23 protein-coding genes are annotated in these 22,155 nt (G+C 64.3%); 12 read left to right on the top strand and 11 right to left on the bottom strand.

The window, feature by feature from the left end:
• Positions 1 to 38 precede the first annotated feature (38 nt).
• Positions 39 to 1,838, bottom strand: coding sequence for a potassium-transporting ATPase subunit KdpA (kdpA, locus tag AC4BBN_RS11105; RefSeq protein WP_490592046.1), 1,800 nt, complete (start codon positions 1,836 to 1,838; stop codon positions 39 to 41).
• Positions 1,838 to 1,936 (bottom strand): K(+)-transporting ATPase subunit F, encoded by a 99-nt coding sequence (gene kdpF / locus AC4BBN_RS11110; RefSeq protein WP_490592047.1) that lies wholly within the window; start codon positions 1,934 to 1,936, stop codon positions 1,838 to 1,840. The genes kdpA and kdpF overlap by 1 nt, the downstream gene beginning before the upstream one ends.
• A gap of 615 nt (positions 1,937 to 2,551) precedes the next feature.
• Between kdpF and AC4BBN_RS11115 the strand changes: the two genes are divergently transcribed.
• The 4 genes from AC4BBN_RS11115 to AC4BBN_RS11130 all read left to right on the top strand — a co-directional run bounded on the left by AC4BBN_RS11115 (position 2,552) and on the right by AC4BBN_RS11130 (position 4,482).
• On the top strand, positions 2,552 to 2,959 hold the full coding sequence (locus AC4BBN_RS11115; RefSeq protein ID WP_490592048.1) for a DUF3224 domain-containing protein: 408 nt from the start codon (positions 2,552 to 2,554) through the stop codon (positions 2,957 to 2,959).
• Between the two features lie 344 nt (positions 2,960 to 3,303).
• Positions 3,304 to 3,627 (top strand): ArsR/SmtB family transcription factor, encoded by a 324-nt coding sequence (locus tag AC4BBN_RS11120; protein ID WP_490592049.1) that lies wholly within the window; start codon positions 3,304 to 3,306, stop codon positions 3,625 to 3,627.
• Entirely contained in the window at positions 3,627 to 4,061 is a 435-nt protein-coding gene (locus AC4BBN_RS11125; RefSeq protein WP_490592050.1) for a YeeE/YedE family protein, read from the top strand. Before AC4BBN_RS11120 ends, AC4BBN_RS11125 begins: the two co-directional genes overlap by 1 nt.
• A gap of 10 nt (positions 4,062 to 4,071) precedes the next feature.
• Complete coding sequence (locus tag AC4BBN_RS11130) at positions 4,072 to 4,482, top strand: DUF6691 family protein (RefSeq protein ID WP_490592051.1); 411 nt, start codon at positions 4,072 to 4,074, stop codon at positions 4,480 to 4,482.
• 221 nt (positions 4,483 to 4,703) lie between these two features.
• Here AC4BBN_RS11130 and AC4BBN_RS11135 read toward each other — a convergent pair whose 3' ends face one another.
• The 6 genes from AC4BBN_RS11135 to AC4BBN_RS11160 all read right to left on the bottom strand — a co-directional run bounded on the left by AC4BBN_RS11135 (position 4,704) and on the right by AC4BBN_RS11160 (position 9,878).
• On the bottom strand, positions 4,704 to 5,330 hold the full coding sequence (locus AC4BBN_RS11135) for a LysE family translocator (protein ID WP_490592052.1): 627 nt from the start codon (positions 5,328 to 5,330) through the stop codon (positions 4,704 to 4,706).
• Positions 5,331 to 5,413: 83 nt separating this feature from the next.
• A complete protein-coding gene (locus AC4BBN_RS11140) occupies positions 5,414 to 5,635 on the bottom strand; it encodes a hypothetical protein (RefSeq protein WP_490592053.1) in 222 nt (73 codons plus the stop codon).
• A gap of 77 nt (positions 5,636 to 5,712) precedes the next feature.
• Positions 5,713 to 8,085: a bifunctional diguanylate cyclase/phosphodiesterase gene (locus tag AC4BBN_RS11145; protein WP_490592054.1), complete on the bottom strand. Its 2,373-nt coding sequence runs from the start codon at positions 8,083 to 8,085 to the stop codon at positions 5,713 to 5,715.
• Positions 8,082 to 8,681 carry a methylamine utilization protein gene (locus tag AC4BBN_RS11150; RefSeq protein WP_490592055.1) on the bottom strand — a complete coding sequence of 200 codons (600 nt, stop codon included), beginning with the start codon at positions 8,679 to 8,681 and terminating at the stop codon, positions 8,082 to 8,084. Before AC4BBN_RS11150 ends, AC4BBN_RS11145 begins: the two co-directional genes overlap by 4 nt.
• An 81-nt stretch (positions 8,682 to 8,762) precedes the next feature.
• Positions 8,763 to 9,251: a GNAT family N-acetyltransferase gene (locus tag AC4BBN_RS11155; RefSeq protein WP_490592056.1), complete on the bottom strand. Its 489-nt coding sequence runs from the start codon at positions 9,249 to 9,251 to the stop codon at positions 8,763 to 8,765.
• Between the two features lie 123 nt (positions 9,252 to 9,374).
• A complete protein-coding gene (locus AC4BBN_RS11160; RefSeq protein WP_490592057.1) occupies positions 9,375 to 9,878 on the bottom strand; it encodes a TlpA family protein disulfide reductase in 504 nt (167 codons plus the stop codon).
• Between the two features lie 14 nt (positions 9,879 to 9,892).
• Here AC4BBN_RS11160 and AC4BBN_RS11165 point away from each other — a divergent pair, with 14 nt between their 5' ends.
• The 5 genes from AC4BBN_RS11165 to ptsP are packed head-to-tail and all read left to right on the top strand — an operon-like array spanning position 9,893 to position 13,687.
• Positions 9,893 to 10,594 carry a DUF4197 domain-containing protein gene (locus tag AC4BBN_RS11165; RefSeq protein WP_490592058.1) on the top strand — a complete coding sequence of 234 codons (702 nt, stop codon included), beginning with the start codon at positions 9,893 to 9,895 and terminating at the stop codon, positions 10,592 to 10,594.
• A complete protein-coding gene (locus AC4BBN_RS11170) occupies positions 10,595 to 11,113 on the top strand; it encodes a hypothetical protein (RefSeq protein WP_490592059.1) in 519 nt (172 codons plus the stop codon).
• A gap of 31 nt (positions 11,114 to 11,144) precedes the next feature.
• The gene (locus tag AC4BBN_RS11175) at positions 11,145 to 11,588 is read left to right on the top strand and encodes a PTS sugar transporter subunit IIA (protein WP_490592060.1); all 444 of its coding nucleotides are present in this window, start codon (positions 11,145 to 11,147) and stop codon (positions 11,586 to 11,588) included.
• Positions 11,557 to 11,826: an HPr family phosphocarrier protein gene (locus tag AC4BBN_RS11180; RefSeq protein ID WP_490592061.1), complete on the top strand. Its 270-nt coding sequence runs from the start codon at positions 11,557 to 11,559 to the stop codon at positions 11,824 to 11,826. The genes AC4BBN_RS11175 and AC4BBN_RS11180 overlap by 32 nt, the downstream gene beginning before the upstream one ends.
• A 43-nt stretch (positions 11,827 to 11,869) precedes the next feature.
• The gene (ptsP, locus tag AC4BBN_RS11185) at positions 11,870 to 13,687 is read left to right on the top strand and encodes a phosphoenolpyruvate--protein phosphotransferase (RefSeq protein ID WP_490592062.1); all 1,818 of its coding nucleotides are present in this window, start codon (positions 11,870 to 11,872) and stop codon (positions 13,685 to 13,687) included.
• Between the two features lie 89 nt (positions 13,688 to 13,776).
• On the opposite strand, the gene pssA is transcribed toward ptsP, so the two are convergent.
• From pssA to lipA, 3 genes are all read right to left on the bottom strand, one after another.
• Positions 13,777 to 14,403: a CDP-diacylglycerol--serine O-phosphatidyltransferase gene (gene pssA / locus AC4BBN_RS11190; protein WP_490592063.1), complete on the bottom strand. Its 627-nt coding sequence runs from the start codon at positions 14,401 to 14,403 to the stop codon at positions 13,777 to 13,779.
• 149 nt (positions 14,404 to 14,552) lie between these two features.
• On the bottom strand, positions 14,553 to 17,966 hold the full coding sequence (locus AC4BBN_RS11195) for a DEAD/DEAH box helicase (RefSeq protein ID WP_490592064.1): 3,414 nt from the start codon (positions 17,964 to 17,966) through the stop codon (positions 14,553 to 14,555).
• Positions 17,967 to 18,956 carry a lipoyl synthase gene (gene lipA / locus AC4BBN_RS11200; protein WP_490592065.1) on the bottom strand — a complete coding sequence of 330 codons (990 nt, stop codon included), beginning with the start codon at positions 18,954 to 18,956 and terminating at the stop codon, positions 17,967 to 17,969.
• 190 nt (positions 18,957 to 19,146) lie between these two features.
• Here lipA and AC4BBN_RS11205 point away from each other — a divergent pair, with 190 nt between their 5' ends.
• The 3 genes from AC4BBN_RS11205 (at position 19,147) to AC4BBN_RS11215 (ending at position 22,144) form a co-directional block, all read left to right on the top strand.
• Positions 19,147 to 19,659, top strand: a complete 513-nt coding sequence (locus AC4BBN_RS11205) for a phasin family protein (protein WP_490592066.1) — start codon at positions 19,147 to 19,149, stop codon at positions 19,657 to 19,659.
• 92 nt (positions 19,660 to 19,751) lie between these two features.
• Positions 19,752 to 20,315, top strand: a complete 564-nt coding sequence (locus AC4BBN_RS11210; RefSeq protein WP_490592067.1) for a DUF2760 domain-containing protein — start codon at positions 19,752 to 19,754, stop codon at positions 20,313 to 20,315.
• Complete coding sequence (locus AC4BBN_RS11215) at positions 20,312 to 22,144, top strand: Hsp70 family protein (RefSeq protein ID WP_490592068.1); 1,833 nt, start codon at positions 20,312 to 20,314, stop codon at positions 22,142 to 22,144. The genes AC4BBN_RS11210 and AC4BBN_RS11215 overlap by 4 nt, the downstream gene beginning before the upstream one ends.
• Positions 22,145 to 22,155: the final 11 nt, after the last annotated feature.

The raw sequence follows: 22,155 nt of genomic DNA on the forward strand, positions 1-22,155 counted from the left end.
GGTACTAGCTTCGCAAGCAGCTATGAAATATGTAGCGTTCATCGTCCGCTCCACAGCGTCAGGTGTTCGATGACTGGGCCCAGCGCCAGGGCTGGCACGTAGTTCAGCAGGCCCACCAGCAGCACCGTGCCGATCAGCAGCGTAACGAACAGCGGGCCGTGCGTGGGCAGGGTGCCGCTGGTCACCGGCAGGCGCTGCTTGGCGGCCAGTGCACCGGCAATCGCCAGCACCGGCACGATCACGCCAAAGCGGCCTAGCCACATGGCGATGCCGAGCAGCACGTTGTAGAACGGCGTGTTGGCCGACAGCCCGGCGAAGGCGCTGCCGTTGTTGTTCGCAGCCGAGCTGAATGCGTACAAAATCTCGCTGAAGCCATGCGCGCCGGGGTTGGCGATACCTGCCACACCCGCACCCGACAGCACAGCTACCCCCGTACCCGACAGCACCACGATGGGTGTCACCAGGATGGCGATGGAGGTCAGCTTCATCTCATGCACCTCGATCTTCTTGCCCAGGTATTCCGGCGTGCGGCCAATCATCAGCCCGGCGATAAACACCGCCAGGATGGCGAAGATCAGCATGCCGTACAGGCCGGTGCCGACACCGCCAAACACCACCTCGCCCAGCTGCATCATCACCAGCGGCACCATGCCGCCCAGGGGCGTGAACGAGTCGTGCATGGCGTTCACCGCGCCGCAGGATGCTGCTGTGGTGATCACTGCAAATAGGCTGCTGGCGTTGATACCAAAACGCAGCTCCTTGCCTTCCATATTGCCGCCGGCCTGCAGGCTGCTGGCGACCTGGTCCACACCCAGCGGTGTCAGCAGCGGGTTGCCGGCCTGCTCGGCGGGGATGATGGCGATAACCGCCACCACGAACATCACCGTCATGGCCGCCAACACGGCCCAGCCCTGGCGCTTGTCGCCCACCACGCTGCCGAAGCAGAAGCACAGTGCGGCCGGGATCAGGAAGATGGACAGCATCTGGAAGAAGTTGCTCAGCGCCGTAGGGTTCTCATACGGGTGGGCCGAGTTGGCGTTGAAGAAGCCGCCACCATTGGTGCCGACCATCTTGATGGCCTCTTGCGACGCCACCGGGCCCATGGGCAGGGTTTGCGTCTGGGTCTTGGCGTCTTCCATCACCGGCTGGCCCTTGGCGTCCAGCACGGGCTGGCCGGCGGCATCCACCTTGGGTTGTTGGAAGGCGGTGACTTCGAGCGTGGTCACGTCCTTGTAGCTGTCAAAGTTCTGCACCACGCCTTGGCCGATCAGGAATACGGCGAACACCAGCGACAGCGGCACCAGCACCCAGGCGGTGACGCGCACCATGTCGACCCAGAAGTTGCCGATGACGGCGGTGGAGCGCGCCGCAAAGCCGCGCATCAGTGCAAACACCACGGCCACGCCAGTGGCGGCCGAGAAGAAGTTCTGCACCGCCAGCGCCAGCATCTGCGTCAGGTAGCCCATGGTGGACTCGCCTGCGTAACCCTGCCAGTTGGTGTTGGTGACAAAGCTCACAGCGGTGTTGAAGGCCGAGTCCGGGCTGATAGGCGCCAGGGCTTGCGGGTTCAGCGGCAGCCACAGCTGCAGGCGCTGCAGTGCGTACACCACCAGCACGCCCAGCGTGTTGAAGGCCAGCAGGGCCAGCGTGTAGTGGGCCCAGTGCATGGACTTGTCGGGGTCGGTACCGGCCAGGCGGTACAGTGGCGCTTCGACGCGGCGCATCCAGCCAGGAATGCGCCCCTCGGCCAGCCGCGCTAGCCACAGGCCCAGCGGCCAGGCAGTGGCCAGCAAGACTACGAGATACAGGGCCAGCAGGCCCCAAGCATTGGCGTTCATCAGAACTCCTCGGCGCAGATCAGCGCGTAGACCAGGTAGGCCAGCAGTAGAACGGCGCAGACGCCGCCCAGGCCATAGAGCATGTCGAGCGGGATCATGCGCGGCCTCCCTTGGGTTTTTCGAGCTTCTGGAAGCCCTTCATCAGCAACACCATCACGCCCCACAGCAGGCCTGCGCCTGCCAGATAGACCACGTCCATACGATCCCTCTTTCTTCAGAAATTGATGGGGTAAGCGTATGTAAACGGGCGTAAAAACGGGGTAGAGAGCAGGGGCGGGGGTATAAAGAAAGCGTAAAAATGCCTGCTGTCTTCTTGGGGTCTGGGGGCTTATGGGCTCCCTGGCCGGGATGTGCGCCCGGCCAGGGATCGCATGGACGCCAGACGCCGTCCGCACCACCCAAACCGCACATAAATCTTCAAAGAAAACTGGCTCCAGTGCAAATTCAACCTCCGCAAGCAGCTATAAAAAATAGAGCACGTGGTAGTTCCACCTTTTTAAGGGAAAGATGCCAGCGGACTGGGAGCCGCACGTTTGCCGCGGGCTATAGTGGTTCAGCGTCTGGCCCGCAGACGCCGAGATAAAAGGCGCAACACCCACGCGCGGCCCATCTCGGACACACAGCTGCAGAATACCGCTGCGAGGCACGTGCTGCATGCCGGTCAAAGCCATCGTGGGCACGGTTCAATTTTTCATCACATCAGAGGCATGCAGATGTCAGCAGAAACCAAATGCTCGTTCCAGATCACCGGCTGGGACGAAAAGACGTACGAAGACATTGGGGGCGGCGCAAAGCTCTCAAATGCGAAGGTCACGCAGACTTATTCCGGGGCCATCGAGGGCACGAGCAGCATCGAGTACCTCATGTCCTACACAACTCAAGGTACAGCCCATTTTGTCGGCCTCGAGCGAGTCACTGGCACGGTTGAGGGACGAACTGGAACGTTTGTCCTTCAGCACGTTGGCAGCTTCGCGGATGGCAAGGCTTATAGTGCGTGGACGGTAGTTGTCGGCTCTGGCACCGAAGGCCTCACGGGCCTTCAAGGCGAAGGTAACTATATAGCCGGGCACGGTGAGCCCGCGCAGGCATCGTTCCACTACTCGTTTGCACCCAATGCCTAGCCGGACATTGGCACTGTAAAAACCCCTTGTACTCGGCTTACCTCATAGCCGCTCTTTCTGTTCGTTCAACTCTTCCGTTGCAGCTTGATTTTCGGTCAGCATGGGTGGGTTGAATAGTGTGTTATTCGCCCGCTTGCGCTGATAAATGCTGCGCAAGCAGCTACGCTTTTAGTAGCAATTCAATCTATTCGCCCATGCACCGGCAGCGCGTTCAGCGGGATACGCCCGTAGCCACACCGTTGTCGTCCGCAGGCGGTAGATGGAGGCGTATAACTGCCTACTTTTGACTGATAAATATTATATAAATTTATATAATAAAAGAGCCGCTTCCTCGATACGTACCCATGACACAAGCCTCTGATGCCATCGACACCGCCGTGCTACGCGGTGCCGCCCACCATGCGGTGGCCGCCATGAAAGTGCTGGCCAATGAAGACCGTTTGATGCTGTTGTGCCAGCTGTCGCAGGGTGAGATGTGCGTGGGTGATCTGGAGCAGCGGCTGGACATCCGCCAGCCCACCTTGTCGCAGCAACTGGGCGTGCTGCGCAATGAGGGCGTGATCGTCCCGCGCCGTGAGGGCAAGAACATTTACTACAGCGTGGCCGACCCGGCGATGCTGGAAATCCTGGCGGTGCTGTACCGCCTGTACTGCCCCAAGGAGGCGTGATGACCCTGGACTGGAACCATTTCACCCCGCTGGCTGCATTGGCCGGCGGCGCCTTGATCGGCCTGGCCGCAGCCTTGTTTGTGCTGCTGAACGGGCGCATTGCCGGCATCAGCGGCGTGCTGGGCGGGTTGCTGGTGCCCACGCGGGGCGATGTCGCCTGGCGACTGGCTTTTGTGCTGGGATTGGTGGGCGCGCCGCTGGTGTACGGCTTGTTCAGGGCGCTTCCCACGCCCCAGATCGACGCGGGCTACGGCAGCTTGGTGCTGGCCGGGCTGCTGGTGGGCGTGGGCACGCGCTATGGCGCGGGCTGCACCAGCGGGCACGGCGTGTGCGGACTGTCGCGCCTGTCGCCGCGCTCCCTGGTGGCGACAACTGCCTTCATGGTCGCAGGTTTTGCCACAGTGTTCGTGGTCCGCCATATCTTGGGTTGGTAAGGAGGGCTCCATGGCTTTTATCTCTGCATTGCTGTCTGGCCTGGTGTTTGGCCTGGGCCTCATCGTCTCCGGCATGGCCAATCCGGCCAAAGTGCTGGGTTTTCTGGATCTGGGTGGCCTGTGGGACCCGTCGCTGGCGTTCGTGATGGGCGGCGCCATCGCCGTGGGGGCCGTGGCTTTTGCCGTGGCCAAGCGGCGCAGCACGTCGCTGCTGGGCACCCCCATGCGCCTGCCCAATGCCCTCCACATCGACCGCCGCCTGGTGCTGGGCAGCCTGCTGTTTGGTGTGGGCTGGGGCGTGGCGGGCTTCTGCCCGGGGCCGGCCCTGGTCGGTGTGGGCATGGGCCTGGCCAAGGCCATGGCATTCGTCGCAGCCATGCTGGTGGGCATGGGCCTGTTCGCGTGGCTGGAACGGCGGTAGCCAGGCCGCCATGACGGGCAACGCCACCTGGCTGGCCGCATGGGCCACCCTACGGATCCTGGCGGGCTACGAGGCGCTGCTGGCGCAGGCCGGGTTTGACCGATGCGGCCCTCAGGATGTCCTGGTTTAAAAGGTTTAGTCGCTTAGAACGTGTGCAAGGTCTTAGGCTGCCTGCGCTGATCCTACGGGCGTAAGCAGCTACTTTTTATGCAGCAATTGGCTCAACGCTCGGCCATGGCCAGCCGCGCCGCCATGCCCAGGAACACCGTGCCCGCCACGCGGTTCAGCCACAGCTGGGCTGCGGGCGAGCGGCGCAGCCGGGTGCTGACCGTGGCGGCGAAGTAGGTGATGGCGCCAAATGCGATCAGTGTGGTCAGGATGAAGATACCGCCCAGCGCGCACAGCTGCAGGGCCACTGCGCCGCGCTCGGCATGCACAAACTGCGGCAGTAGCGCCAGAAAGAAGAACACGATCTTGGGGTTGGTCAGATTCATGATCCAGCCGCGCAGAAACATGCGGCGCAGGTTTGGCTGCTGCTCCACCTGCGACGCCAGCGCACCCACCGGCGCGCGGAATGCCTGCCAGGCCAGGTACACCAGATAGGCCGCGCCCACCACTTTCAGCACGGTAAAGGCCGTGGCCGACGCAGCAAACACCGCCGCCAGGCCAAAGGCTACGGCCAGGGTGTGCACTACCAGGCCGGCGCACAGGCCCAGGGTGACCACAAAGCCCGCCTTGCGCCCCTGGGTGGCGGACTGCATCAGCACAAAAATATTGTCCGGCCCGGGCGTGAAGCCCAGCAGCAGCGACAGGGTGAAGAAAGCGATACAGGTATCCAGCGACAACATGCGGGCCTTAGAGTTTCAAGGGAAATTGGCCGCTAGCGCAGACAGTATCTGCGCTGGCAGCTATGTTTTTAATAGTGGCTGGCTCAGCCCTTTTTGCCGCCAAAGGCCAGCAGCAGGCCGCCGACCACGATGGCACCCACGCCGGCCCAGACCGGGACGTTGACGGTTTCCTTCTCTTTCACCGACAGCTCCAGCGGGCCGATTTTGACGGCGGTGGTGTCCTTGGTGTAGCTGAAGCTGCCGTACACCAGGGCCAGGGTGCCGGCGGCGATGAGGACAACGGCAAACAGTTTGACTGCGTTCATGGAGGGGCTTTCGGAAGGATGGCGAAGCGGGCGCTAAAACCCGCAGGAGCTGCATTTTGCGCTACGCCGCTGCTGGCTCAGGCTTCGGCGCGTTGCATCCAGCGTTCGCGCCAGAGCATGAAGTCGGCCACCGGCAAAGGGCGGCTCATGTGGTAGCCCTGGGCTTCGTCACAGCCCTGCTCGCGCAGCAGGTCCCAGATGGCGGCGTTTTCCACACCCTCGGCGACCACGGTCAGGCCCATGTTGTGGGCCAGGTCGATGGTGGAGCGCACGATCTTGGCGTCGTCTGGCTCACGCTCCATGGCCATCACAAAGGACTTGTCGATCTTCAGCTCGTCCACCGGCAGGCGCTTGAGGTAGGCCAGGGACGAGTAGCCGGTGCCGAAGTCGTCGATGGACAGCTTGAAGCCCCGGTCGGACAGGCGCTTGAGCGTGCCCTCGGCGCGCAGCGGGTCGTCCATGATGGCGCTTTCGGTGATCTCCAGGCAGAAGCCCTCGGGCGCCACGTTGTGTTTGGACAGCAGGCTCTCCAGGCGGGCCGGGAACTCCAGGTCCAGCAGGTCGCGGGTGGACAGGTTGATGGCGATGCGCAGCGGCAGGCCGGGCACCTGTAGCTGGGCCCATAGGCGAGCGGCTTCGTCGAACATCCACAGCGTGAGCTGGCGCACAAAGCCGGTCTGTTCGCAAAAGGGGATGAAGGAGTCCGGCGGCACCAGGCCACGTTGCGGGTGCTGCCAGCGCACCAGGGCTTCGGCGGCCACCACCTGGCCGGTGGCCAGGGAAATCTTGGGCTGCAGGAATAGCCGTAGCTCGTTGTGTTCCACCGCGTGGCGCAGCTCGGACAGCAGGGACAGGGTTTGCTTGCTGCTGGAGTCCAGGGCCGGGTCGTACAGCTGGGTCACGGTGGCCTTGCGCTTGGCCGCATACATGGCGACCTCTGCCCGGCCCAGCAAGCTGTCCACGTCGGTAGCGTGCTGCGGCCAGCAGGCTACGCCCAGGCTGGCACTGAGATCCACCGTGTGTTCGTCGTAGGTCAGCGGGGATTCGAACGAGGTGCCAATTGCCTGCGCCACCACCAGTGCACTGTCGGCATTGGCCATGGGCAGCAATACGGCGAATTCGTCACCCCCCAGGCGTGCCACCAGCATCTGGTCGCCCATGCGCACCAGCAGGCGCTCGGCAACTGCCACCAGCAGGCGGTCGCCCACGGCGTAGCCCAGGATGTCGTTAACGTGTTTGAAACGGTCCAGATTCAGCGTGATGACCGCCAGGGACTGGGTGTTGTAGCTACTGGGGTCGCGCTGGGCTATGACCTCCTGGATGGCAGTGCGAAAGCGCACCCGGTTGGGCAGGCGGGTCAGCCGGTCCCAATAGGCCAGTTGCTGGATTTCGTTGCGGCTGATGGAGATGCTTTTACGCATGCGGTCAAACGCGTTCGCCAGGTCGCCGATTTCGTCGCGCCGCTCGGTGTAGAGCATGCGCTGTTCGTAGTTGCCGCTGCCCAGGCGGTCCGCCCCCTCGACCAGTGAGCGCAAGGGCGTCGCGATGCGACGCGCGGCCCACAAGCTGCCCACACCAAACAGCAACAGACCGCCACCGGTGATCAGCAGCAAAAACAACTGCAGGTCGTTGAATGGCGCAACTGCCTGGTTCAGCGAGCGCAGCAGCAAGGTGTTGACATTGCCGCCTATGGTGGGTGGGTGCATGCTGCGGATGATCAGCGTATCGCCTTCGCTACGAAACTCAGACGCCGAGAGGCCGCTGCGCTGTAGGTCTGCCAGCTTCTGCGCAGACAGCGTCGTGATAGGGACGGTCGCGGACTGGCCGGGGCTGCTGACCACTGCCGCGAGCCAGACGCCGGACTGCGCATACAGGCTTTTTGCCAGCTTGTCGTCAGCCGCAAAGCCCATCAGTATCCAGCCGACCAGCAACGGTGAGCGCACGGGAGCCATCACAAACAGGTAGGGGTGGCCGTTCAGCAAGGCCAGCTGCCCACCTTTTCCCTTGGGCTCTCGCAGCGGTGCGGCAATCTGCGAAAACAGGGTCGCTTCCATCTTGAGCTGGCCCTCGTAGATCGCCACGGGGTTTAGCTGGGGGTCGAGGAATGCTGCGGTCCCTGCCTCCATGCGTTCGCTGAGATTTTCCAGGGCTGTACCCATCGTCTTCATGTCGTGCGAGCTGACCGCCTCGCGAAAGCCGTAGTCGGTCGCCTGTACTTCTGCCCCCTTGGTCAGGCGCTCAGCGTTTTGCTCGACCAGGTTGCCCCACACGCGCTCGGCCACTTCCAGATCTTTGGCCACTTGGGCGCGGGCGTTACGTTCAATGCCACTGCGCACTACCAGCATGCCTGCCGCCTGCACGAGCAGCAGCAGCAGCATGGACATCATCACGATGCGGGTGGACAGGCGCCAACCGCCTATGTCGGGCCACCAGCTCCAGCGTAGTTTCATGGAGCCAGTCCTGGCACACGCACGCTCACATTGCCACCGGCGGCGGCCAGCGCCAGGGGCTGGTCTAGCGCGGGCGCACCGACTGGCAGGTTGGCATGCCAGATGCGCAGGTGGTAGTTGCCGGGCGGTACGTTATCGAGCTGGAACTTGCCATCCGCACCGCTGCGGCCAAAGTAGGGCGTTTCCACCACCACGATCCAGGCGACCATCTTGTCGTGGATATTGCAGCCCAGCACGGCGATGCCGGGCTTATCGAAGACCACCGGGTTGGCGGTAGTGCCCGCATACAGCTTGAGCTCAAAGGTCTTGGTGGGCGAGAACGAATACACCTGGTGGCGCACCGTGTCGTGGTTGGGGAAGCTGACGGCGGTGCCCACGGTGACCACGCGAACCTGCGGGTCGAATTGCTTGTTGACCTGGGCGACTTCAGCGCCCTGTAGCGGCTTGACGGCGGCCTGGGCCTCGCGTGATTCCAGGAACACCACGGCTTCGCTCAGCGGTCGGCCGGCACCGTCCTGCACTTGCACCTGCAGCTTGGCGGCCAGCGCGGGCACAGCGGCGCAAAGGAAAGAGCTGAACAGCAAGGGTAGGCGCATGTTTGTCATTCGGGTAGGGGTGCGCTGGGCAAGACGCTACGGGATATTAATACGAGCAGCGCTTGGCAGGCTGGCCCGGCATCAAATACTTGCCCTTAGGTAGTGCGCGCCGGGGATGGGGTTGTGGTAGTACGGGGGAATGTCCTGAAAGCCCATATCTTCGTACAAGGTGCGGGCGGCTTCCATGTCGTCCAATGTGTCGAGCAGCACGCAGCTGTAGCCCATAGCGCGGGCACTGTCCAGGGTGGCCTCGACCAGCTGGCGCCCCAGGCCAAAGCCTCGGAAGGCCTTGCGCACAAACAGGCGCTTCATTTCGCAGGCGTTGGCGTAGTCCACATTGTCCAGCGGGCGCAGGGCGCAGCAGCCGGCGATTTCGCCGTCCACCAGGGCCAACAGCAAACTGCCGCGCGGCGCGGCATAGTCCCAGGGCAGTTGGGTCAGTTCTTCGTCAAAAGACTGAAAGCGCAGATCGATACCCAGCTGGGCCGCATATTCCTGGAAGATGCTGCGGGTGGCGTCCAGTGCGCCCACAGACGTGGGCGTCACGATCTCAATCAATGGAGTGGTCAAGGCGGGCGTTAGAGAAAAGCAACGCCGCCAGTTTAGCCCTGTACCGAATGCTTCAATTCGGACATGTGAGGCGCTACTTTTTTTGTAGCTTCTGTCGCAGGTTCTGTCTGCGTTGGAGCGGTTTCAGGCTTCTGCCAGCAGTTTTTCGATCAGGCGGTGCAGGTCGTCAAAATCAGGCTCCCCCACGAAGCGTTTGACGATTTCACCGCGCTTGTTGACCAGAAAGGTGGTGGGTGTGAGCTGTACCTGGCCCCAGGCGTTGGCGGCCGCACCGGTGTTGTCTATCGCCACCTGGAAGGGCAGTTTGCGGGTTTCCGCGTAATTCACCACGTAGCTGGGCGGGTCGTAAGACATGGCCACCGCCAGGGTGTCAAAGCCTTGGGTATGGTATTTGTTGTAGGTGGCGATGATCTTGGGCATTTCGCCCACGCAGGTGACGCAGCTGGTGGCCCAGAAGTTCACCAGGGTGACCCGGCCCTTGAGGTCGGCCGTGGTTTTCTGGCTGCCATCCAGCAGCACGTAAGTGGCCATGGGCGCCGCATTGCTGCTGCCTGCAGTCAGATAATAGGCCCCTGAACCTGCGGCCAGGATGGCTGCGATACCGGCTATGTAGATGGCTTTTTTCATTTCAAGGGGACCCTATGGAACGCCGCGATTTTAATTCCGCTTCACTTTCTGCGCTGACTTTGCTGCTCTGGGGCACAGCGCAGCAGGTGCATGCCCTGTCTTTTTCCGACCTGAGCGATAAAGAGGCCTCTCAGGGGCTGAAAGCCGCGCTAGAGAAGTCCGCTGTGGCGGCCGTTGGCTTGCTGGGCCGCACCGATGGATTCCTGGGCAATGAAAAAGTTCGCATTCCCCTGCCTGGTTTTTTGGAAGATGCCGCCAAATGGCTGAAAAAGCTGGGCCAGGGCCAGCGCGTGGACGAGCTTGTCACCGCCATGAACCGCGCTGCCGAGGCCGCCGTGCCCCTGGCCAAGGACCAACTGGTCAGCGCCGTGAAAAGCATGAGCTTTACCGATGCCAAGAACATCCTGAGCGGGGGCGACACCGCCATGACCACGTTTTTCGCCGAGAAAACCCGTGAGCCGCTGTTTGGCAAGTTTCTGCCGGTGGTCACACAGGCCACCGAGCGCGTGGGTGCCGCCGAGAAATACAACCAGTTGGCCGGCAAGGCCGTGGGCCTGGGTCTGCTGAAGCAAGAGGATGCCTCCATCCAGCAGTACATCACCCGCAAAACCCTGGACGGCCTGTACGTGATGATTGGCGAGCAGGAAAAGAACATCCGCCAGGACCCGGTGGGCACCGGCAGCGCGCTGCTGAAAAAGGTGTTCGGCGCTTCCTGAATGCGCTGTTTGCCCGTGTTTGTGCTGGCCCTGGCGGCCTGCAGCCCCACGCTGAACTGGCGCAGCGTGCGCTCGGACCAGCATGCCCTGCAGATGCTGTTGCCCTGCAAACCCGACAAAGGCAGCCGCGAGGTGCCCATGGCCGGCGCCAGCGTGCCGCTGGACATGCAGGGCTGCGAGGCCGACGGCGCCACCTTTGCCGTTTCCCATGTGCGCCTGGCCGATCCGGCGCGGGCTGATGAAGCCCTGGCCGGCTGGAAGAGCGCCACGCTGGCGAATTGGCACGCCAGCGCGGTGCAGGAGCAGCCGTTTGCCCTGCCCGGCAGTACACCCCAGCCCGCCGGCGTGCGCTTGCAGGCCCAGGGCCAGCGCGCTGATGGCCGCGTTTTCAGTGCTCAGGCCGTGTGGTTTGCCCGCCGCAGTCCGGCAGCTGTGGACCTGTTTCATGCAGTGGTGCTGGCCGACCAGGCCGATAGCGCCGTAGCCGATACTTTTTTTGCCGGATTGAAACTTGAATGAGGCTCTTCGCCTCAGACCATAATAAAGCGCTATGAACAGCATTCTCATCATCGCCCACGCTCCGTTGGCCCATGCCTTGCGCGAATGCGCCTTGCACGTGTTTCCCGACTGCGCGGAAGGCGTGGTAGCGCTGGATGTACAGCCGCACACCTCTCCCGAAGAGACTTTCTCCATGGCGCGCATCGCCATGGAGCAGATGCGCTCCTCCCATTTTTTGGTGCTGACCGACGTGTTCGGTGCCACGCCCTGCAATGTGGCGCAGAAGCTGGTGGATGGCGTCAAATCCAAGCTCATCACCGGCGTCAACCTGCCCATGCTGCTGCGCACTGTCAGCTACCGCCATGAATCGCTGGAGGCCTTGGTGTCCCGCGCGCTGATTGGCGGTTCGCAGGGCATCATGCAAGTCGCCATCACCGCACCCCAGAACCAAGCCCGCAAGAAGCATGATCAAAGCCACTACGACCATCAGCAATAAATTGGGCCTGCATGCCCGCGCGTCCGCCAAGCTCACCAAGCTGGCGGGCAGTTTCCCGTGTGAGGTCTGGATCGCCCGGGGCGAACGCCGCGTGAACGCCAAAAGCATCATGGGCGTGATGATGCTGGCCGCCGGCATAGGCTCCACCGTGGTCATCGACACCGACGGCCCTCAAGAGCAACAGGCCATGGACGCGCTGCTGGCACTGATTGACGACAAGTTTGGTGAAGGACAGTAATTGACGGCGCGGTCGCGTCACTTTTACTGCGGATAATTCATCCATGACTTTTTCCATCCACGGCCTTCCTGTTGCCCGCGGCATTGCCATCGGACGCGCCGTGTTGGTGGGCTCCAGCCGGGTCGAGGTGGCGCACTACTTCATCACTCCCGACCAGGTCGAGGCCGAGATCAACCGGGTGCGCGTCGGCCGCAATGCGGTGGTGGATGAGCTGCAGCGCCTGCAGCACGACATGCCCAAGGACGCGCCGCACGAGTTGGCCGCCTTGCTAGACGTGCACCTGATGCTGCTGGAAGACGAGACCCTGACCATCGGCATCAAGCACTGGATCACCGACCGCCTGTACAACGCTGAATGGGCGCTGACCACCCAGCTGGAGATCATTTCGCGCCAGTTCGACGAGATGGAGGATGAATACCTGCGCGAGCGCAAGGCCGACCTGGAGCAGGTGGTCGAACGTATCCTGCGCTATATGAAGGGCGTGGTGTCGCCGGTGGCACCCCCCGCGCCGGTGCGGCGCAAGTCTGGTGAAGGCCTGTTCCCCGACGAAAACCTGCCCGTGCCCCTGGTGCTGATCGCACACGACCTGTCGCCGGCCGACATGTTGCAGTTCAAGCAAAGCGTGTTCGCTGGCTTTGTGACCGATGTGGGCGGCAAAACCTCGCACACCGCCATCGTGGCGCGCAGCATGGACATCCCCGCCGTAGTGGGCGCTCGTACGGCCAGCCAGCTGGTGCGCCAGGACGACTGGGTCATCATTGACGGCGACGCCGGTGTGGTGATCGTGGACCCGTCCACCATCATCCTGGCCGAATACGGTTTCAAGCAGCGCCAGGGCACGCTGGAGCGCGAGCGCCTGGTGCGCCTGCGCCACACGCCAGCGATCACCCTGGACGGCCAGAAGGTCGAGCTGCTGGCCAATATCGAGATGCCCGAAGACGCTGGCGGTGCAGTGGAGGCTGGCGCCCTGGGCGTGGGCCTGTTCCGCAGCGAATTCCTGTTCATGGGTCGCCAGGGCCGCCTGCCCGACGAGGAAGAGCAATACCAGGCCTACCGCCGCGCGGTGGAGGGCATGCAGGGCATGCCGGTCACCATCCGCACGGTGGACATCGGTGCCGACAAGCCGCTGGACAAGGGCCAGAAGGAAGACACCCACCTCAACCCCGCGCTGGGCCTGCGTGCCATACGCTGGAGCCTGGCCGACCCGGCCATGTTCCTGACCCAGCTGCGCGCCATTTTGCGAGCCGCCGTGCACGGCCAGGTGAATCTGCTGATCCCCATGCTGGCGCACGGCAGCGAGATACGGCAGACCCTGTCGTTGCTAGACTTCGCGCGGGCGGAGCTGGACAACCGGGGCATTGCCTACGGCCCGCTGAAGCTGGGCGCGATGATCGAGATTCCGGCAGCGGCGCTGTCCCTGTCGCTGTTCCTGAAGTACTTTGACTTTCTGTCGGTCGGTACCAACGACCTGATCCAGTACACCCTGGCGATCGACCGTGCTGACGAGTCAGTGGCCCACCTGTACGACCCGCTGCACCCGGCCGTGCTGCGCCTGCTGGCTGACACCATCCAGGCCTGCCATGCGCAGGGCAAGGGGGTCAGTGTCTGCGGCGAAATGGCCGGCGATGTGGCCATGACCCGGCTGCTGCTGGGCCTGGGCCTGCGCAGCTTCTCCATGCACCCGGCTCAGATCCTGGCCGTGAAGCAGGAGGTGCTGCGCGCCGACACCTCGCGCCTGGCACCCTGGGCGCAGGGCGTGCTGCAGTCCGAAGACCCGTCGGAGGCCATCAACCTGCCGCTGAGCGCCCGTAGCGAAGGCGTAGGGTGGGATTCCGGTATGGGGCCGCTGAGCACGTACTGAAATTCCGCTGCACGCCCGGGGCGTTACACAGCAGAATCAGGCATTGGCGCAGGTAATGCCTGCGCAAGCAGCTCCTGAATTTATAGCAACTAAGGTTTGGGAATGCGGATGCGGCTGATCATCAGCGAGCCCGACACCGCGAACATCAGCACCAGCGGGTGGAAGTGGAAGCCGCCCAGCTCCAGGCTGCCGAACCACAGGTTCTCGCGCAGCGCACCCGACCAGGCGGCCAGGGCCATGACAAACACGGGAATGATGGAGGTGGGGATGGGTGTGCCTTCGAAGTACTTCACCTTGTTGCCGCCGTCGGACAGCATTTCGGCCGTAACGTTGAAGCGCGCCAGCCGCGACACCCCGCAGGCCACGAAGAAGGCCAGCACGATGCGGTCATACAGGCCCTGCATGCCGCAGCCGTAGGCAATGATGGCGGGCGCCACGCCAAACGAGATCACGTCGGCCAGCGAGTCCAGCTCGCGGCCCATAATGGAGGTCTTTTGCCGCCAGCGGGCGATCTTGCCGTCCAGTACGTCGAACACAAAGGCCGCCAGCACCAGCCAGCAGGCAAAGTACACATGCCGCACGTCGCGTATCTCCAGATAGGTCATGATGGAGAACAGCGCGCCCACCCCGCACACGGCGTTTGCCAGCGTGAACCAATCGGCCAAGTGGAATTCGCGGATCATCGAAAACGGCTTGGGCGGTGTACCGGGTGTCATGGGATATCAGTTCCTTTGGATGCAAGTAGATGGTCAACCCGCCAAGGATAGCGGCTGTAGCGGCGCTAGGCCACCTGCGCCGCAGGCCGGTTGTAGGGGATTTATAAGAAACAGGCCGCTAGCGCAGGTATTTCCTGCGCAGGCAGCTCTTATTTCGATAGCGGCTTCAGCAGCTCTTGCAGATCGTCTTCCGAGAACAGCGGCTCCTTGCGGGCCTGGGCGCCGCTGTACATGCTCTCGGCCAGAGCGGCCTTGCGGTCTTGCAGGGCCAGTATGCGCTCTTCGATGGTGCCCTGGGCCACCAGCTTCACCACCCACACGCTTTGGGTTTGGCCGATGCGGTGGGCGCGGTCGGTGGCCTGAGCCTCCACCGCCGGGTTCCACCAGGGGTCGTAATGGATCACCGTGTCGGCCTGCGGCAGGTTCAGGCCCACGCCGCCGGCCTTCAGGCTGATCAGGAACAGCGGCACGGCGCCGCTGGTGAACTGCTCAATGATCTCGTCGCGCTTTTGCGACTGGCCGGTGAGCTTGGTCCAGGCGATGCCGCGTTTTTTCAGCTCCACCTCGATGCGCGCCAGCATGCTGGTGAACTGCGAGAACAGCAGCACCCGGCGGCCCTCGGCCAGCATCTCGGGCAGCACTTCCATCAGTTGCTCCAGCTTGGCCGACTGCTGCATGTTTTGCGCGGCTTCCAGCGGCAGCAGCCGTGGGTCGCAGCAGACCTGGCGCAGCTTCAGCAGGGCGTCGAGGATGGTGATGTGCGACTTCGCCAGGCCTTTGCCGCTGAGGGCTTCGCGCACGGCCTTCTCGGTGCTCAGGCGTATGGTTTCGTACAGGTCGGCCTGGGCGCCGGCCAGCTCCACGCGCATCACGGTTTCTACCTTGGGCGGCAGCTCGTGGGCTACCAGGGCCTTGGTCCGGCGCAACATAAAGGGCGTGATGCGCCGGCGCAGCTGGGCCAGGCGCTCGCTGTCGCCGGCCTTCTCGATAGGCGCGCGGAACAGCGTATTGAACTGCGCCTGGCTGCCCAGAAAGCCGGGCATCAGAAAGTGGAACAGGCTCCAGATCTCGCCCAGGTGGTTTTCCATGGGCGTGCCGCTCAGCGCCAGGCGGTGCTGGGTGTTCAGTTCGCCCACCACCTGCGCGGCCTGGGTGCTGGCGTTCTTGATGTTTTGCGCCTCGTCCAGCACCACCGTGTGCCAGGGGGCTTGCAGCCAGCTGTCGCGGTCGCGCTGCAGCAGGGAATAGGGGGCAATCACCACGTCGTGGGCATGCGTGGTGTCGGCCACCTCGTGGCGGTCGGCGCCGTGCAGCACCAGGGTGCGCAGGCCGGGGCAGAAGCGCTGGGCCTCGCGCTGCCAGTTGCCCATCAGGCTCACCGGGGCAATGATTAGCGCTGGGTTGGTCAGCCGGCCGGCGTCTTTTTCGACCTGGATATGGGCCAGGGTCTGCAGGGTCTTGCCCAGGCCCATGTCGTCGGCCAGGATGCCGTTCAGCCCGGCACGGCGCAGAAACTGCAGCCAGTTCAGGCCCTGCTGCTGGTAGGGCCGCAGGCTGGCCTGCACGCCGGCTGGTAGGGCTACTTCGGGCAGGGCTTGCTGGCCGGCGAGCTGGGCCACCAGCTCCTGCAGGCCCTGGGCTCCGCTCCATACCGCGCCTTGGCCCAGTGCCGCACCGGCGCGCAGCGCCTCCATGCGGCTCAGGCGCAGGCTGTCGCCGCCCAGGTCGTGCTGGCGGCTGCCCGCCAGTTCCAGCAGGGCCGAGAGCCAGGGCCGCAGCGGCTCGGTGGGCACGCGGATGAAGGCCTCGCCCTCGGGCTGGCGCAAAAAGACATGGGGCGGCAGCACGCGCTCGCCGCTGTGCGCATCCACCGGGGCATTGGCCAGCTGGGCCAGCAGACTGGGCAGCCAGGGCAGGATGTTGTGCCGCTGGCCGTTGATCTCCATGCCCAGCGACAGGTCGAACCAGGGCGATGCCTCAGGGTCGGCTGCGCCCTGGGGTTGCATTTCCACCTGCAGCACATCGGCGCGCTGCAGCCAGTGCTGCAAGGCCGCGTCCTGGCTGACCTGGAAGCCGGCTGTGCGGAAGACGGCAAAGTCGTCGTCGGCCCAGTCCAGCCAGGGCTGCTGAGGCTGCTGGCCGGGAATTCCGTAGCCCGTGGTCGGCGAGCCTTGCAGGCCCAGGTCTTCAAGCCGGGCGCAGAGGTTTTTTTCGGCTTCCTGGTCGCGGAAGAGCAGGGTACGGGTGCTGCCGTTCTGCACCAGCACGGTGGGCTCGCGGTGGTCCCACTGGCCTTGCAGGCCGGCGTAGTCAAACGTCAGCTGCGCGCGCAACAAGCCGTGGCTGGCTTCGTCCTTGGGGCTGACCGGTGACAGGTGCAACAGGCCGCGTGGTGCCACGCCCTGCACCGAGGGCAGGGGCGTCAAGGTGGGCGGCATGGCCACGGCGGCCAGGCGGCGCAGCAGTGGCGCCTGCAGCGGTTGCAGGGCAGACTGCGGCACGGGCGGCGCGTTCAGCAGCAGGGGCAGCTGGGCGGCGGGGATGCCCTGGGTCTGTGCCAGGCCGCAGCAGCCCTGGGCCAGGTCCAGGTACAGCGGCGGGTGGTTGGCGTAGATCTGTGCAGTGTCCTGGCCACGGTCCAGCCGGGCGCGCAGGTTCCAGAACGGTTCATCGGCCTTGCTGTCCTTGCTGGCCTGCCATTCCCAGGCCATGTCGCGCGGCGGGCTCCACTGCAGGGTTTTGCCCAGAAAGCCGCCATCGGCCAGTGCAAACAGCCGCCCGGTGGCGGAGGCCAGCTGCAGCGCCAGCAGGCCGGCCGCACCGGCCACCACGGCGCTGATGCCGTAGGACGGGCTGGGCGAGGCCACGCTCTGGCCCTTCAGTAGCAGTAGCAGCTCCTGGTCTTGCGGGCTGGCGTCGTCCCACATGGGGTGGCCGGGCGTGGGCAGGGTGGCGATGCTCTTGGGCTTGCTCCAGTCGCCGTTTTTCTTGGGCCGGGATTTGTGCAGCTGGAGCTCCAGCATGCCCGCCAAATGCGCGCCCGGGTTGGGGCCGAGCACATAGACAAAGCTTTCCCACAGCTCGGTATGGGCGGCCGAGGGGCCGCGTTCCAGCGCATCGAATTGGGCCAGCCAGTGGCCCACCTTGGCCTGCGCCGCAGCGCGGCTGCGCTCAGTGGCGGCCTGGCGGGCGGCGGCCAGCTCCGCCTCGGTGGGTGGTTTGGCGGGCGGCGGGGTGTTGCTGGTCTGGGTGCGGTAGGCGGCTTTTAGCGAAAGCGCGACTGCGTGCTTGCAGTCCACGCCCACCGGGCAGCTGCAGTCGGCATCCCAGTGCGTCAGCATGCCGTGCACATTGATGTGCAGGCGGATGTTTTGCGTGTACGGGCTGCGTTCACTGCCCTGTACCGACCCGCTGAGCTGCCAGCGCCCGTTGTCGATGGCGCGGACTTCCATGTCCAGTACCTTCTGGCCCCGGTACAGGGTCAGGCCCCGCTCCAGCACCGCGCTGGAGACGAAGTTGCCCAGGTTTCTAGGGTTGAACCACAGGCCCCCGACAGTTGCCATTTATTGCTGGGCGGCCAATGCGTGTTCGGCTTGTTGGTCGGCGTGGTAGCTGCTACGCACCATGGCGCCCACGGCGGCGTGGCTGAAGCCCATGGCGTAGGCCTTTTCCTCGAACATCTTGAAGGTGTCGGGGTGCACGTAGCGCTTCACTGGCAGGTGGCTGTTGCTGGGCGACAGGTACTGGCCGATGGTCAGCATGTCGATGTTGTGGTCGCGCATGTCCTGCATGACCTGCAGGATTTCTTCGTCCGTTTCGCCCAGGCCGACCATGATGCCGCTCTTGGTCGGCACATTGGGGTGCAGGGCCTTGAATTTTTTGAGCAGGTTCAGGCTGAACTGGTAGTCGGAGCCGGGGCGGGCTTCCTTGTACAGGCGCGGCGCGGTTTCCAGGTTGTGGTTCATCACGTCGGGCGGGGCCAGCTTCAGGATCTCCAATGCCCGGTCGTCGCGGCCACGGAAGTCGGGCACCAGCACCTCGATCTGGGTTTGGGGCGACAGCTCGCGGATGTTCTTGATGCAATCCACAAAGTGCTGGGCACCGCCGTCGCGCAGGTCGTCGCGGTCCACGCTGGTGATCACCACGTATTTCAGCTTCAGCTTGGCGATGGTCTTGGCCAGGTTCAGCGGCTCGTCCACGTCCAGCGGATCGGGGCGGCCATGGCCCACGTCGCAGAAGGGGCAGCGGCGCGTGCACTTGTCGCCCATGATCATGAAGGTGGCCGTGCCCTTGCCGAAGCACTCGCCGATGTTGGGGCAGCTGGCTTCCTCGCACACCGTGTGCAGATTGCTTTCGCGCAAGATTTGTTTGATTTCGTAAAACCGGGTGCTGGGCGAACCGGCCTTCACACGGATCCATTCGGGCTTCTTCAACACTTCGCCTTGCACGACCTTGACCGGGATGCGCGACAGCTTGGCGCCCGCTTTCTGCTTGGCCAGCGGGTTGTAGGACTCTACGGATTGCGCGTCGCGGACGACTTCATTGGTGCTCATGGGCGTGGTGCTTCGAATGGTTTGCCAGGGGGTGGATTATCGCCCGGCACACAGATTAGAGCTTCCTGTCTTGGAATTGCCATGGTTTGGGGCGTATAGTTTGAATTATGTTGCAGTGCAACATATTGTTGTACCGCCCGACCTGATCACCACCATCTACTTCCACCGTTCACTACCACTGGAGCTATCCATGCTGAATTTCGAAAACATCCTCGCTACCCAAAAATCCGCTGTTGCCGGCCTGTTCGACCTGTCGAACTCCCTGTTCGGCAGCGCCGAAAGCCTGGTGCGCCTGAATCTGCAAGCTGCCAAGGCCACGCTGCAAGAAGCCGCCGACGCCAGCCAGGCTCTGGCCGGTGCCCAAAACCCCCAGGCTTTTGCCGAGCTGCAAAGCCAGGCCCTGAAGGCTGCTCCCGAAAAGGCTGCTTCCTACCTGCGCCACGTGCAGTCCATCGTGACCGCCAGCGGCAACGAAGTGCGCGAATACGTGGAAGCGGCTGCCACCGATGCCAAGGCTGAAATCAGCAGCTTCGTGGAAGCCGCTGCCAAAAACGCACCTGCTGGCTCCGAAAACGCCGTGGCCCTGGTGAAGTCTGCCGTGGCTGCCGCCACCAACGCCCTCGAATCCGCCCAGCAAGTGGCGAAGAAAGCCACCGACAAGGCCGTCGAAGCGGTGGAAGCCACGCTGGAAGCCAAGGCTTAAAACCTGTGCTCGGGCGCTACGGCGTCCATCCCTGACAATATGCCCTGCGGCCTGGTGGATCACCGGGCCGTTTGTCTTTGTGGAAAACCTGTATGACCAACCCAAGCCCCTCTTTTTTCAGCCGCCTGGCCCTGGCATTTGCCGTGCTGGGCGATGGCGCACTGGCCGCCCGCCTGCAAGCACTGCGTGATGGCGTGCCGGCCGCACCGGCCCCTGCCCCCGCTCCCGTTGCGCCACCCGTTCCCGTGCCACCGCCTGCTCCGGTGGTGAAAGTCTCCACGCCCGACGCCGCCCTGCAGTTGCTGGGCCTGCTGCAGCGTGAAGCCCGGTTTGTGGATTTCATCCAGGAAGATGTGGCCGCCTATTCAGACGCCGACATTGGCGGCGCCGCGCGCCTGGTGCACACCGGCTGCCGCAAGGTGCTGCAAGAGCATTTCACCCTGGTACCCGCCCGCGGCGAGGCCGAAGGCAGCCGCGTGGTGCTGGAGGCCGGCTTTGACGCCAGCAGCGTGCGCCTGACCGGGAATGTGGTTGGCCAGGCCCCGTTCCGTGGCACGCTGCGCCACCCGGGCTGGAAAGCCACCGACGTGCGCCTGCCGCGCACCACCGAGGGCCATGACCCGCACGTCATCGCCGCGGCCGAGGTGGAGCTATGAGTGAGGCCCGCTACGCTATCGGTATAGACCTGGGCACCACCCACTGTGCCCTGTCTTTCACCGAGCTGGGCAATCCAGACGCTGCGCCCCAGCTGCTGCCCATCCCGCAGCAAAGCGGCCCCGGTGCGGTGCAGGACTACGCGCTGCTGCCGTCCTTCATCTACCTGCCCCACAGCAGCGAATTCGCCCCTGGCGACCTGGCCTTGCCTTGGGACGCAGCACCCACGGGCGTGGTTGGCGAATGGGCGCGCAGCCATGGCGCGCAAACGCCGATCCGCCTGGTGTCCAGCGCCAAAAGCTGGCTCTGCCACCCCGGTGTGGACCGCCGCGCGGCCATCTTGCCGCCCGACTTACCTGGTGCTGCAGCGGACGAGGTGGCGCGCATCTCGCCGCTGGAGGCCAGCACCCGCTACCTGGCGCATCTGCGCGATGCCTGGAACAGCGCGCATCCTGAAGCCCCGTTCGGCCAGCAGGCGCTGACGGTGACCATCCCCGCATCCTTCGACCCCGCCGCCCGCGAACTCACGGCCGAGGCCGCCCAGGCCGCTGGCTACACCGGCGTTACGCTGCTGGAAGAGCCCCAGGCCGCGCTGTACAGCTGGATCGCTCAGAGCGGTGGCGGCTGGCGCAAGCAGGTCAAGGTGGGCGACGTGATTCTGGTCGTCGACGTAGGCGGCGGCACCAGCGACTTCTCGCTGATCGCCGTGGTCGAATCCGAAGGCAATCTGCAGCTGCACCGCGTCGCCGTGGGCGAGCACATCCTGCTCGGCGGCGACAACATGGACCTGGCATTGGCACACGGGGTGGCCCGGCAACTGGCGGCAGATGGCAAGTCGCTGGATGCCTGGCAGCTGCGCGCACTCACCTACGCCTGCCGTCTGGCCAAAGAGAAGCTGCTCAGCGACGCTGAGGTACAAACCGTGCCCCTGGTCATCCCCAGCCGCGGCGCACGCCTGATCGGCGGCTCCATCAACGCCGAGCTGCGCCGCGAAGCGCTGACGGCCACCATCCTCGAAGGCTTCTTCCCCCAGGTGGACAGCAGCGCCCGCCCCATCAGCCGGGCCCGCGCCGGTTTGACGCAGCTGGGCCTGCCCTATGCGCAGGACGCCGCCGTCACCCGCCACCTGGCTGCGCTCTTGGGCCGCCAGGTGGGCGCCACTGCCGCGCTTGGCGGCTTTGCGCCCGATGCCAACGCCAGCTTCCTGCACCCCACGGCCGTGCTGTTCAATGGCGGCGTGTTCAAGTCGGACCTGCTGGTGCAACGCACCCTGGCCACGCTCAACAGCTGGCTGGAGGCCGAAGGCGCGCCCGTAGCCCGCTTGCTCGACGGTGCCGATCTGGACTACGCCGTAGCCCGGGGCGCCGCCTACTACGGCACGGTGCGCCAAGGCCAGGGCATTCGCATCCGCGGTGGCACGGCCCAGTCCTACTACGTGGGCATTGAGTCCGCCATGCCCGCCGTGCCCGGCCTGGAGCCGCCGGTGCAGGCCCTGTGCGTGGCACCGTTCGGCATGGAGGAGGGCAGCCAAGCCGACTTGCCGCCGCAAGAATTCGGCTTGGTGGTCGGCGAGGCCGTGCGCTTCCGCTTCTTCGGCTCGTCCGTGCGGCGCGAAGACGCGGTCGGCATGCTGCTGGACTTCTGGACCCCCGACGAATTGCAGGAACTGGCCGAGATCGAAGCCCACTTGCCCGCTGACGGCCGCGCGCCTGGCGAGGTGGTGCCCGTCAAGCTGCGCGCTGCGGTGACTGAAGCCGGCACGCTGCAGCTGCAAGCCATTCCACGCAACGGCGGCGAAGGCTGGAAGATCGAGTTTGAAGTCAGGAATTAGGCTCACCCCCA

This window comes from Rhodoferax sp. SPJ21 (genome assembly GCF_058216335.1).